This is a genomic window from Pseudaminobacter soli (ex Li et al. 2025) (assembly GCF_029892515.1).
Classification (GTDB): Bacteria; Pseudomonadota; Alphaproteobacteria; order Rhizobiales; family Rhizobiaceae; genus Pseudaminobacter; species Pseudaminobacter soli_A.
Window position 1 is genome coordinate 34,864 of sequence record NZ_JARXVF010000006.1, and the last position, 12,575, is coordinate 47,438.

Here is a 12,575-nt window from a genome sequence, read left to right on the forward strand (position 1 = left end):
CCACCCATCTGCTTTCAGACAGAACGAGACCCCCAGCTTTTCCATGCTCCCATGCGCTGTCGATGCTGTCTAATTGCGCAAAATGCGCCCCCGTATCCAAACCGTCCCGAGTTTTTCACCAGCGACTATTGAACGTATAGTGCATGCGGACGGACCCGATCCGACATATCGGTGAGGCGCGGATTTGCCTTTAGCTTTGCGATGTTGGATCAAGTTCTGATCGGTCCAATTCAGCGATTGCGAGTTTGGGTCCGGACGCAAGCGCGTTGCCATAGACAGTGTTGCGCTTCCGAGGCTGGCGACCGGCGGCGCGGATAATGCTCTCCATCCGCTGGGGCGTCATCTCCTGGCCGTGGGTGGCGCCCGCAGCCCGGGAGATGCTCTCATCAATGAGGGTTCCTCCGAGATCGTTGGCGCCGGCGTCGAGGCAATGTCGAACGCCGTCCGGTCCGAGCTTGACCCACGAAGCCTGGATGTTGGTGATGTGGGGGTGAAGAGTAAGCCGGGAGACCGCGTGCATGAGGACCGTTTCCCTGAAGGTCGGCCCGGGCCGTGACCGGCTCTTGAGGTAGATCGGCGCCTCCATATGGACGAACGGCAGAGGAACGAACTCGGTGAACCCGCCCGTCTGGACCTGGAGATCGCGGATCCTGATCAGGTGCCGCGCCCAATGTTCATACCGTTCGATGTGTCCGAACATGATCGTGGCCGTGGAACGAAAGCCGAGACCATGAGCCGCTCGCATCACGTCCAGCCACTCCTGAGTGTTGATCTTGTCGGGGCACAGCGTCGCCCTTACTTCATCGTCGAGTATCTCGGCTGCAGTACCTGGAAGCGTATCGAGGCCGGCCAACCTCAGCTTAGCCAGGAATTCAGGCACCGGCATCCCCAACGTCTTCGCGCCCTGCCAGACCTCCAGCGGTGAAAAGGCGTGCATATGAATCCCAGGTGCCACCTCTTTCACTGCCCGGCAAATCTCAAGGTATTTTTCTCCGGTGTAGGATGGGTGGATTCCGCCTTGCATGCACACTTCGGATGCGCCACGCTCCCAGGCTACCCGAACGCGGTCGACTATTTCGCTCATGTCTAAATCGTAGGGCCGCCCACGCAGGTTCTCGCTGAGCTTGCCCTTGGAGAAGGCACAGAACTGGCATTTGAAATAGCAGATGTTGGTGTAGTTGATGTTGCGGGTCACGACGTAGCTGACAGTGTCGCCGTTCACCTGTCTTCGTAGGCCGTCCGCGGTCCTGCAAACCGCGGCGAAGTCGTTGCCGCGCGCCCGGAATAGCGCGACGATGTCATGCTCGTCGAGCTTCGTTCTGGCTTCTACCTTGTCGAGGACAGTGCCGACATGGTCACTAACCCGGCGTTGACCCGCATGGAGCAAAAGCACTTCGGCTGAAGGGATGGGATCGGCCCGACCAGGACACCAGGCGTCGGTTCGCGGCCAGCCGTCGGCATCCACTTGATTGTACAGCGGGAAGTGAAGGTCGGCATCGACCCACCGGATCGGTTGCCTTGCAAAGGCCGGATAGATTGCCAGCCGTTCGACCAAGTCCTTGCCGGCTGATCTGGTCACGTCGGTTAGTTCAGTGAGATGCGGCCAAGGTGCCTCGGGATTGACGTGATCCGGCGTGACTGGCGACACGCCTCCCCAATCGTTGATACCTGCCCGGATGATTCGCTCCAACGCACCCGGGCTGAGATTGGGCGGTGCCTGAATGTTCATCTCAGGCTCAAACAGAAGTCGCGCTACCGCGATCGTCCAGAGATGATCCTCCAGGTCCGGAGCTGCTACATTGGCCATTTTCGTCCCCGCCTTGGGGCGGAAGTTTTGGACGATGATCTCCTGCAAATGCCCGTGGGCATCATTGAGATCGCGCAGCGCGAGCAAGGAGTCGATGCGTTCGGCGCGGGTTTCTCCGATGCCTATCAATATCCCGGTCGTAAATGGCACATTCTGTTCGCCCGCGCGCCGGATGGTACCCAGTCGTGCGGCCGGTAGCTTGTCGAGCGAGCCGTAATGTACGCCGCCTTTCGCACACAGCCGCTCTGACGCACTTTCGAGCATGATCCCTTGCGAGATTGAGACGCGGCGCAACGCGACGATATCATCATCATCCAGGAGGCCCGGATTGACATGCGGCAGCAGCCCGGTTTCCTTGAGTACCAGCGCCGCCATCTCCGCCAGATAGGAGATTGTTGTGACGTGTCCAAGCGCCGCCAGCTCCTCGCGCGCAACCCGATAGCGCAGCTCCGGCTTGTCACCTAGTGTGAACAGAGCCTCCTTGCAGCCGGCCTTCCTGCCGGCCTCGGCAATCGCCAATACGTCCTCACGCGTCAAAAAAGCACGCTGCCCTTTGCGGGGCGGATGCGCGAAGGTGCAGTAGTGGCAAACGTCGCGGCAGAGTTGGGTGAGCGGAATGAACACCTTACGGGAATAGGAGATCTGGTCGCCATGAGCCCCATCGCGTCGGCGGCCAGCAGCGGCCAGCAGCGGCCGCAGGTCGCCAATCTCTATCAACGACAGCGCCTCGTCGCGCGTCAACCTCCTCTCTGGTGCGAAGTCGGTCAGCAGCGCGGCGTGGTTCATGACGACAAGGCCCCCTGAATGATGCCGGAGTTCATCGGCATGTCGATTAATCCGAGCTGTGAAAGCAGTCGGCGCGTTAGCACCGCAGATCCCGTTGAAACGGCCGGCCACAGATCCGCAGGGACGTCGATGTCATGTCCCGCCCCTTCCAGCGCCAGCGTCACCGGCTCGAAGCCTGCCATTCGTGCAATAGCGAGGTGGCGGGCGAAGCTGTCGTCGCCGAAGGCGGGCTCCATGGCATATGGCGGGGCAAGGCCGAGCAGATTGGTGCCTCCGTCTCGGCTTGCCGGCACTACCACCACGCCGCACCGGGACAATGCCGACAGCGCCGCCTCGACTTCGTGGACGCAGAGAAAAGGTATGTCGCTAGGGACAACCAGCGCTCCGTCATATCCAGCCGCCGCAAGCGTATGCAGACCGCGTCGGACGGCACCATTGACAGTCTTTTCATCATGATCGTCGATCACGCTCGCGCCGTGGACGCGCGCTATGGTTGCGGCGGTCGCATCACTGGTCACCACGGCGATGCCGGCCAGTTGCCTGGTCTGCAAAAGCACATCGAGCACATCGCGCAGCATCGCTTTTGCGAGACAAGCGCGTTCTTTCCCGGACAGCCGCGGCGCCAGGCGCGATTTTGCTGCCCCTAGCCGGTTCATCGGGACCAGCGCACAAATGTTCGAAGGTGAATCCGCGCCCATCATTGGCCCCGCCGCAGGGTTATCGCCTCAGCGTTTGGGGCTAGGCGATATGCAAAATCGAGCACCTCGCCTGCGAGCCGGATGCGATCCTCGTCCGACGTCATCAGCGATGTGGTTACATGCACCGGGCAGTTGACCGTTTCCCGATCATCAGCGTCGGCGTGGTCGATGACCAGTCCGTCGATCACCCCGCCGTAATGCTCGGCGATCGCCTTTGAAGTTGCCGGCACGGCGAGCTCGGCCATGATTTTGGCGGTCGGGCCTTTCACGGCCTTGCCGCCGATGATTGGTGATACCGCGATCACGGGAACATCGGCCCTCTCGATGCCCGACCGAATGCCTGGTACCGCAAGGATCGGGTCGATGCTGAGATACGGGTTAGAAGGGCATATGATTATCGTTCTCAACGCCGGATCGTTCAGAGCCGAAATAACTTGCGGCGGCGCATCCGCCTCGACCGCTCCCTGGAACGTGATGCCGGCGACGCGAGGGGCGCAACGTCGTTCGACGAAGTAACGCTGAAACGGCAAAGGTCCCTCCGGCGTCGCGACCACCGTACTGACTTTCTGATCGCTCATCGGGAACACTCGCGCTTCGATCCCGAAATGGTCGACCATACTGCTGGTGATGGTTGACAAGGTTTCACCCGCCCGAAGGCGGCGCGTTCGCTCGACATGGATGGCGAGGTCGCGATCGCCGAGCCGAAACCAGGTTTCGCCGCCGAGCGTCGAGAGCGCCTCCATGAAATTCCAGCTTTCGCCCTGCCTCCCCCAGCCCAACTCACGATTGGCCAGGCCCGACAACGTATAGAGGACGGTATCGATATCAGGTGAGACCGTCAGGCCGAGATGCTCGAAATCATCGCCCGTGTTGACGAGCAGGGTGAGGTCGTTGCCGAGAATGTGCGCCAGACCGAATGCCAGCTTCGCGCCACCAACACCGCCACACAGGGCGACCACCCGGCCAGCCCTTTCTGGATAGCTCTTGTTCATCTGAACATGTCCCTCTCGCGACTGCGGATCAACGACGCAGCCGGACCTACGGGTGAAGCCGCGCGATAGCCGCGAACCAGGACCACCGGCAGCCCCTCGTTCGCCTGCCCCATAAGCAGCGACGCTGCTGAAGCAATCTCGTCGGCGACGGCGATTTCAGTCACTTTCAGCCTGCGCCCGAAAAGGTCCTTGGCCCCGACCCGGTCGACCAGCGCCGGCACCCCGGCCGCCCCGATGGCGACGCCGACCACGCCGTTGCGCCAGGGGCGGCCAAAACTGTCGTTGACGATTACGCCACAGGACACGCCAAAGGCCTGATCGAGACACTGCTTCAGCGCACTTGCCGAGCCGTCGGGATCTCGTGGAAGCAACAGCACGCGGCCGCCATGACCGTGCTCGATGTTCGATTCGTCGATGCCGGCATTCGCCATGACAAAGCCGAGCCTGTGGGCCGCCACGATGACATGCGGCCCGATTTTCACGATCTCGTCGGCCTCACGCAACACGACCTCCACGTGACGGGGATCCTTGCCGACCCTCGCCGCGATGTCCCGGGCACGCTGCGAGGGCACGACATCATCGAGGTCGACATACAGACCCGCCGCCTTGGACACGATCTTTTGGGCCACGACGAGGATATCGCCGTCGACCAGCCCCAGCCCCGCCTCCCTCAGTGCCGCGATTATCAGGGCGGGCAGGTCGTCGCCGGGGGCGATCAGCGGTATGCCGGGGAGCGCAGTTAACGAAAGTGATGCGGATGCCATGTCAGGTCACACCGCGTCGGCATCCGCGAGGCCGGTAATGGCAATGCCCGCGCCGGGTACCTTGTACTGGCGGTTGATCCAGATCAGGACAGAGGTAAGCGCTTCCGCGGCAGCCGAATTGGCAAGAGCGCCACCGCCAACTCCGCGGTTCGCCACCGCGCCGGCGAGCTCGATGACCTGGTTTCGGGCATCCTTGTCGTCACTGAACACCAGGACGTCGCAGTCGACCCGCCCGCCCTTGTGAAGCTTCGAAGCACCCACGTTGTGGAAGGCCGAGACGACGCGAACCCCTTCACCCAACAGGCGCTGGGCGATCTGCGCGGCTGAGCCCGCGCTCGGGAGCTGGACCGTAGACACTTTAGGCGGCACCAGCGGCACCGCCGCGTCGACCACGATCTTGCCCTGCACGGCATCCTTGATCTCGCCGACCGTGGCATCGTGGCTTGCGAATGGAACGGCGAGCACCACGACGTCGGCCAGACGCGCCGCGGCGACGTTGTCCTCACCAACAACACCCGCGCCGAGTTGCGGCGCGAGTGCGGCTGCCTTCTCGCGGCTGCGTGATCCGATCACCACTGTGTAACCGGCCACTGCCCAGGCTTTGGCCAGACCGGAGCCGAGATCCCCAGTGCCACCGATGATCCCGATAACAGGTTTGGAGGAGTCCGACATAGTTCCTTACCTCAGAATATGTTTGAGACGGTGGGCGGCCAAGCTGACGCTCTTCGAAATCAAAGCGCTTCTCGCAACAGCCCTGGCGCGTTGGCTTCCGGGAAACCGACGACAAGCAAGGGCAATCCCCCGGTCCTTGGTTTTCTTCACACGCACATTGCTCGGATGAAGGCGTCACAAGCGCCGAGGTCGGCAATTGTCACATACTCGTCCGGCCTGTGGGCGAGCGCGATGCTGCCCGGCCCGCAGACGATCGTCGGCAACGCGAGGTCACGTTGGAAAAGGCCGGCCTCAGTGCCAAAGGCTACTTTCTGGCGAGAATTGCAGCCCGTCAGATCTCTGGCCTGCTTGACCAAAGGATGCCCATCTTGGATTTCGAAGGCAGGGTATTCATAGATCTGCTCGAAGCGAATGCTTGCGCCTGGATGCTTTCTTCGCATCAACGGCAGCAGTACCTCGTCGGCATGCTGTTGAATTCTGTCAAATAGCACGTCCGGATCGATGTCAGCGGTGTTCCGGAATTCGAACTCGAAACTGCATGCTCTCGGAACGATGTTGATGGCCGAGCCGCCTTCGATCATGTTGGTGGAGATGGTGGAGTGCCCCACATCGAAGTCGGGGTCATGGGGACCAAGCGCTAGCGTTTCCCCCAGTTCGTCAATAATGGCGACCAGACGCGCTGCGAACTGAATGGCATTGACGCCACGCGGCGACAGGCTGGAGTGAGCTTCCAACCCCTCGAAGCTACAACGATAGGCGCGGCCCCCCTTATGGGCGGTGACCACGCCCATCGACGTCGGTTCCCCCACGATGCAGGCACTTGGCCGGCACCCAAGTCGAGCAATCTCAGTGATCAAAGGACGAACCCCGATACATCCTGTTTCTTCATCGTAGGACATGGCGATATGCACTGGGCGGGACAACTTTCGTCGGCTGATCTCGGGGACAGCTGCCAGGACGCTTGCAAGAAAACCTTTCATATCGCAGGCGCCGCGCCCATAGAGACGGCCATCCTTCTCCGTAAGCGCGTATGGCTCAGTGGACCATGCCTGGCCATCGACTGGCACACAGTCCGTGTGGCCGCTCAAGATGATCCCGCCGTCGCCATACTCTCCGATCGTAGCCCAAAGATTGGCCTTATGGCCGGCAAGGTCGGGTATCCGCCGGGAAGCAACTCCAAATCGCGCAAGATAGGTTTCGACATACGAGACAAGCTCCAAGTTGGAGTTGCGGCTCGTCGTGTCGAAACTGACGAGGTCGGCAAGAATCTGTTTGGTGTCGGACATTGTCATTGCCCGCTCATGACCGGCTGCTTCCGGGTCTGTGCTCCGGCGGCAGCATCAGCATTGCGGTGACGCTTTCGGCCAGGGCGCCTCGCGGGTCGGCCCTTGAGGGCATTCCGCGCGTGAACGGCAGCAACTGTCGGCTTGCAATTTCGAATACCCGCCGCAGTTCCGCCACCGGGTCGGGATGCTCATCCACGCGGATATCGAGCCAGGGGAAGGCTTCGCGATGATATACCTTCAGGGCCGCCGATTGTTTCCCCCGCTTGTCTCCGCCCGCGGATTGCCCGGCTTCCAGTACCCGCATGAGCCTTTCGGGAAGTTCAATCGAACGAAGTTCGTCGGCTGCGGCAGCCATCTTCTCAATCGTGGCGGCCCCAACCAGCATGTTTCCCTGGACTGTGTAGCCATCGCCCACAATGTGGCCAGCCCACCCCACGCAGTCCTTCCCAGTGAATGCGCTGGAACGCCCTTGGGCATCGACGATACCCAGTTGCCGGACTTCACGCTCTGGATCAGCATCTATCAGTCGATGCAACGTCTCTTCGGCGGAACATCCGCTTTCCAGAAGCTTCACCCCATCGATACCAAGATAGGGATTGACCCACGCTTGGGTGGCGATTGTCCCCACATCCGCCTTGATGAAGGGGCAAAGTCCACCGACCGCGGGAACCGCGGTCGAGACCGCGACGCCAAGCATACCCGTAACATTGCATCGCGCCGAAATAGAAAATGTATTCAATTCAATCATCACACCCTCCAAATTTGGAACGGTCCGTTCTCACGACGCGTAGGATGTATTTTTGATACCCAAGACCTCATGCCCCACGCGATCGATCATCGTCTGGATTTGCTGGTCGGGAGGAAAGCCGAGAACAATCGCATCCGCTCCGGCCTCGGCAAGGGCGGCGATCTTGTCCCGGCATTGCTGCGGCGTGCCGACGATCGTCAAGGCATCAATCCAGGCGTCGGGGATGCGGGAGGTACCTTCGTCGAGGCCATGGGCGGCCAGCGCTTCGGCCTCGACCGCGATCCCCTGTACCTCCGTCATCGGATTGCGAGGTCCCGTCAGCATATAAAGGCCGACAAGCGGGCGCAGCATCTCGCGCGCCTTTTGCGGGTCGTCGTCTACCGCGCAGAAGGCATAGACGACCAGCCGGTGATCCGGCCGAGCTCCACCTTCAGTTATCCGTTCGCGCGCCCAGCGGACATAGTCGACGCCGGCGAGGACCGAGAGGATGGAACCATCCGCATGCGCGCCCGACATATTCAGCGCTTTCGGGCCGCTCGCACCGACATAGAGCGGAGGTACCCAAGCAGGCGCATGTTCGAGGGCGATGTCGTGGGCAGCGAAAGTCTCGCACTCGACGCTGACCCGCTCCCCCTTCAACAGGTCACGGACACAGCCAAGCGTATCGCGCACGGAACCGAGCGGCGAGCGAGGCCGCAGCGACATCCCGTCCAGCCATTCCGGCACGCCGGCGCCGATGCCAGCGTGTAGCCGCCCCGGGAAGATGCCCGCGAGCGTCGCCAGTTCCATGGCCAAAAGCGCGGGATGCCGCGACACGGCCGGGACGATGCCTATTCCGACCGGCAGTTGTGTCGACGCCAGAAGACTGCCGGCAACCGCAATCGCGCCCGTGAAGAAATAGTCTTCCCCGATCCATATTTCGTCGAAACCGGCCCGTTCGGCGGCAATAGCCGCCGGCAATATTTCGGCCGGCGTCTGCGTGCTGCCCAGCAATACGCCGATGCTTGGCCGGGATTTTTGTGCCTCGCTCATCTTACGCCTCCTGCTTCGGAAACGGGTTCCACGGCGCCCAGCCCAATCCCCGGCTCACGGTGCTGTCTTCAAAACCGCCGGGACGCTTCTCGCTCAGCTCCGGGAGAGGGCTGATATGGGTATGCCACATCCGCCAGACGGGCTTACCCGCACCATCGTCGCGATGATAGATTTCGGTCGCTCGGGCATAGGCAGCATCGCCGATACTGTCGGCGGTCCATTCCCCGTCCGTGAGCAGCTTCGCCTCGATCCATGCCTCGCAGGCGAGCCAGGCCATATCGCCGCGAACCTCCAGCCGCATGATGCGAAGATCGTGCAGCTTCGTCTGGGCGATGAGATCACTGTACCATTCCCACAGACGGACCTTCTCCCCCATGCCGAAATAGGGGTGGCCATTGAAGTTGAACATGAGATAGTCGTTGCCCGGCGAAGGGAACACTTTCACCATCCGGGGAATGTCCCAGCCGATATTGGATTCCCACCACTCACGGTTGAGGCGAAGGATCTCTTCGACGTCTTCCCTGGATGCTTGGCGGTCAATGGATACGCGCTGATCCGTCACTGTTGCGAACTCCTTTTGGTGTTTCGTTCAATGTGTTCCCGAAGCAGCCCCGCGACGGCGGATGGCGCTTCGTACATCGGCAGGTGGCCCACATCGGGCAGGACGGTCAGGCCGCAGCCGGCGGCCCCGGCGAACCAGACCGACTCGTCGGGCGGGCAGGTCCGGTCCTCAGCACCCACGATTGCGAGGCACGGCGCCGCGAGAGCCGCGAGCAAGGGCCTGACATCGGTCGCCAGCGCCGCGCGCCATATGGCGGCGACGGTCGGTCCATCGTTTACGCTCAGATCGCGAAAAACCAGATCGGCTAGGTGCTGCTGCGCCCCCGCGGCAAAGGCATCGCGGCTTGCCTGGCGCAGGGCGAAGTCGGGTCCGGACTCGTCGATCGATTTGAGAAATTCGCTGCCGGTTTCCTCTCCAGGCAGAAATGCCCCACCAAGCGTGGTGACCGTTGCAACCAGGGCGGGGTGGCGGGCGGCGAGCTCCACGACCACCGCGGCTCCCATGGAGGCGCCGACGAGATGAACTCGAGCGGCGTCCTGCTCGAGCATCACTCGCTCCGCATCGTCGGTGAATTTCTCCATGGCGTAGGGAGCGCGGCGGTCCGAACCGCCATGGCCACGCAGATCTACAGCCACACAGTCGAAACCATCCGACAGCAGCCCGGCAACGCCGGACCAGCAGCCCCCGCTCAAATTCGCGGGATGAACGAACAGTATCAGTTCCCCGGCGCCGTCCTTCGCGAGCCACGATAAGCTATTGATGGCCGGTGCCGGCAGTTCCTGCAGGGAGGTCATGATGCCGCCCCGTCGAGCAGCTTGGCGCTACGTTCGATCGCCGCATCCTCGGCGTGTCTGTCGTAGCCCCGCATCAGGAAAAGGTAGACGACCCCTCCGACAATCAGCCCGATCAGGAACGCGAGATCAGCGCCGCCGATCTGCCGCGCGACCGGCCCCACATAGAACGCCGTCGACATGAACGGCACCATGGCGACGAAACCGGCGGCATAGGCTGCGATCCCCTGCCATCCCCACCGTCCATAGATGCCATCGGGATTGAAAATATCCGCAATGGCGTAATGTCCGCGCCGCACGACATAGAAATCGGCGAGATTGATGGCCGTCCAGGGGATGAGGACGTAGAGCATGATCGTGAAGAAGTTGGTGAAATTGTTCAGGAAATCTCCCGATATGGAGAAGGCTATGAACAGCACCGCCAGCGCATATATCCCGATCCCGACAACGCGCGTAGCGGCCGTGGGGCGCAGGTCGCGAAAGCCTTCGGCGATCGTGATGCCGGCAAGCATCGATCCGTAGGCATTGACCCCGATGATCGCGATTGACGAGGGAACTACGGACGTGACAACCACGAACGTACCGAACCCCTTGAAAAGCGTGTCGCCCACTTCGCGCATACTTACGACGGCATCGGACACCACGACCGCGCTCGCGATCAGCGAGCCGAGCGACATCAGCCAGATCGACGACAGCGCAGCGCCCAAGAAGGTCCAGCCGATGAGAGCACGGCTCGACGTCTCGGCGGGAAGGTAACGGGTATAATCGGAGACGTAGACGGCATAGCTGATCTGGTATCCGGCCGCCGCGGCGAACTGCATGAGGAACAGGCTCATTGTGAACGAGCCGACGCCCTGTTCGGTGTTTGCGTGCAATGTCGCGACGGCGATCGCCGTGACAATCAGGAAGATCGGAACGACCAGATAGATCAGCCGGCGCATGACCGCGTGCAGCAGGTCATGTCCCGCGATTGCGAGAAACGACGACGACGCGATGATGGCGGGATACCAGACGGCATGACTGCCGGGCAGCGCCAGATTGATGACCTGCGTGACCAGCATCAGACCGAATACGCTGAAACCGATGTAAACGAACAGAACCGCGAACAGCGGTATGATAGCGCCGCGCATACCGAACTGGGCTCGCGACTGGATCATCTGGGGCAGGCCCATGGCGGGGCCCTGATTGGCGTGAAAAGCCATGAAGAAGGTGCCCAAGACCGCCCCCAGCGACGAGGCCAGGATGGACCATCCAAGCGAAAGCCCCTGGGCGGGACCTGCAAAGCCAACGATCATCGTGCTGATTACGAAATTGCCAGTGAACCAGAACGGCCCCTGGTGCCAGGCCTTGCCGTGGCGCGCGGAGCGCGGAATGTAGTCTATCGAATACGCCTCGATCACGCCTCCACGAGGCGCCGTATCCGCGTCATGCGCGGCGGCCGCGTTCATCGTTGTCCCCTCCCCTTTGGTGCTGCCCGTTCAGGCTACGTCCACCCTCAAACCTACAATAGACTTGTCAGTTTACAAAACCTATTGTTGGCTTGTAGGTCTTGTCAATCTGTTTTTTGCGGCTACCGATAGGACGTATCGAATGTTGAGGGCGCGGAATGCGTGAAGAAGGCGGATCGCGGTTTCGAACGGTCGGTGAAGTCGCAACGGAATGCGGGATCAGTGCGCAGACGCTGCGCGTCTGGGAAGCGCAGGGCCTTGTCGTGCCCGAGCGGAGCGCGGGTGGACATCGGCTCTATAGTGAGGAGCATGTCCAGCGGGTCCACCAGATCGTCGAACTTCGTCGCCGCCACGGATGGAATCCCGCTTCGATCCGTACGTCCCTGGCCGATACACGGGACCCGGGGCACGGCACCCGCCAATGGGACGGGTCGACAATAAGGCGGGCCCGTGGCGACCGCGGTTTGACAGTGCGCCAGGCTGCCGAGCGGATCGGAATCTCGCCGGCATTCTTGTCATCGATAGAGCGAGGAGAAACGGGCGTCTCGACCGCTATCATATCGCGGATTGCCGATGCATTCCTCATTCCGATGAGCGCAATGGCGAACTTTCGGGCCACGCATCCCAATGTCGTTCGCAAGGATGAACGCGCGCGCGGCATCATGAGCGGTCAAGTTATTTGGGAAGAACTTGCTCTGCCTGGGCACAATCTGGAGCCGGCACTGCTCACGGTCCCACCCGGAGAAAGCAGCGGCGGCCGCTACACCCGCCCTGGCGAGACATTTGCATTCCTGCTCGCCGGGTGTCTGGACTTTGTCGTCGACGAGCAGGCGATCAAGCTCGAGCAGGGTGACTCCATCATCCTGCCAAAGAACACGCCACATTCTTGGGAGAACTCTGGCGATGTCCCGGCGCAAGCCATTTGGGTCGAGCAGATTGCCGATGGCGCGTGGGCACAGCTAAACGTGAAACGGTCTCGGTAAGGGTCG

General features: G+C 61.6%; 12 protein-coding genes. 1 reads left to right on the forward strand and 11 read right to left on the reverse strand.

What is annotated here, in order from left to right; all coding sequences use genetic code 11:
- Positions 1–190 precede the first annotated feature (190 nt).
- From cofH to M2281_RS21660, 11 genes are all read right to left on the reverse strand, one after another.
- Positions 191–2,593, reverse strand: coding sequence for a 5-amino-6-(D-ribitylamino)uracil--L-tyrosine 4-hydroxyphenyl transferase CofH (gene cofH, locus M2281_RS21610; RefSeq protein WP_280823261.1), 2,403 nt, complete (start codon positions 2,591–2,593; stop codon positions 191–193).
- Positions 2,590–3,294, reverse strand: coding sequence for a 2-phospho-L-lactate guanylyltransferase (gene cofC, locus M2281_RS21615; protein WP_280823262.1), 705 nt, complete (start codon positions 3,292–3,294; stop codon positions 2,590–2,592). The genes cofH and cofC overlap by 4 nt, the downstream gene beginning before the upstream one ends.
- Positions 3,291–4,283, reverse strand: coding sequence for a 2-phospho-L-lactate transferase (gene cofD / locus M2281_RS21620; protein ID WP_280823263.1), 993 nt, complete (start codon positions 4,281–4,283; stop codon positions 3,291–3,293). The genes cofC and cofD overlap by 4 nt, the downstream gene beginning before the upstream one ends.
- Positions 4,280–5,047: a coenzyme F420-0:L-glutamate ligase gene (cofE, locus tag M2281_RS21625; RefSeq protein WP_280823264.1), complete on the reverse strand. Its 768-nt coding sequence runs from the start codon at positions 5,045–5,047 to the stop codon at positions 4,280–4,282. Before cofE ends, cofD begins: the two co-directional genes overlap by 4 nt.
- A gap of 6 nt (positions 5,048–5,053) precedes the next feature.
- Positions 5,054–5,719 carry an NADPH-dependent F420 reductase gene (npdG, locus tag M2281_RS21630; protein ID WP_280823265.1) on the reverse strand — a complete coding sequence of 222 codons (666 nt, stop codon included), beginning with the start codon at positions 5,717–5,719 and terminating at the stop codon, positions 5,054–5,056.
- A 146-nt stretch (positions 5,720–5,865) separates the two neighbouring features.
- A complete protein-coding gene (argE, locus tag M2281_RS21635) occupies positions 5,866–7,005 on the reverse strand; it encodes an acetylornithine deacetylase (RefSeq protein ID WP_280823266.1) in 1,140 nt (379 codons plus the stop codon).
- Positions 7,006–7,018: 13 nt separating this feature from the next.
- Positions 7,019–7,753 (reverse strand): DUF1028 domain-containing protein, encoded by a 735-nt coding sequence (locus tag M2281_RS21640; protein ID WP_280823267.1) that lies wholly within the window; start codon positions 7,751–7,753, stop codon positions 7,019–7,021.
- 30 nt (positions 7,754–7,783) lie between these two features.
- Complete coding sequence (locus tag M2281_RS21645) at positions 7,784–8,785, reverse strand: LLM class flavin-dependent oxidoreductase (protein ID WP_280823268.1); 1,002 nt, start codon at positions 8,783–8,785, stop codon at positions 7,784–7,786.
- 1 nt (position 8,786) lies between these two features.
- Positions 8,787–9,347, reverse strand: coding sequence for a nuclear transport factor 2 family protein (locus M2281_RS21650; protein ID WP_280823269.1), 561 nt, complete (start codon positions 9,345–9,347; stop codon positions 8,787–8,789).
- Entirely contained in the window at positions 9,344–10,141 is a 798-nt protein-coding gene (locus M2281_RS21655) for an alpha/beta fold hydrolase (RefSeq protein ID WP_280823270.1), read from the reverse strand. The genes M2281_RS21650 and M2281_RS21655 overlap by 4 nt, the downstream gene beginning before the upstream one ends.
- Positions 10,138–11,586 (reverse strand): purine-cytosine permease family protein, encoded by a 1,449-nt coding sequence (locus M2281_RS21660; RefSeq protein WP_280823271.1) that lies wholly within the window; start codon positions 11,584–11,586, stop codon positions 10,138–10,140. The genes M2281_RS21655 and M2281_RS21660 overlap by 4 nt, the downstream gene beginning before the upstream one ends.
- A 158-nt stretch (positions 11,587–11,744) precedes the next feature.
- Here M2281_RS21660 and M2281_RS21665 point away from each other — a divergent pair, with 158 nt between their 5' ends.
- The gene (locus M2281_RS21665) at positions 11,745–12,569 is read left to right on the forward strand and encodes a MerR family transcriptional regulator (protein ID WP_280823272.1); all 825 of its coding nucleotides are present in this window, start codon (positions 11,745–11,747) and stop codon (positions 12,567–12,569) included.
- Positions 12,570–12,575: the final 6 nt, after the last annotated feature.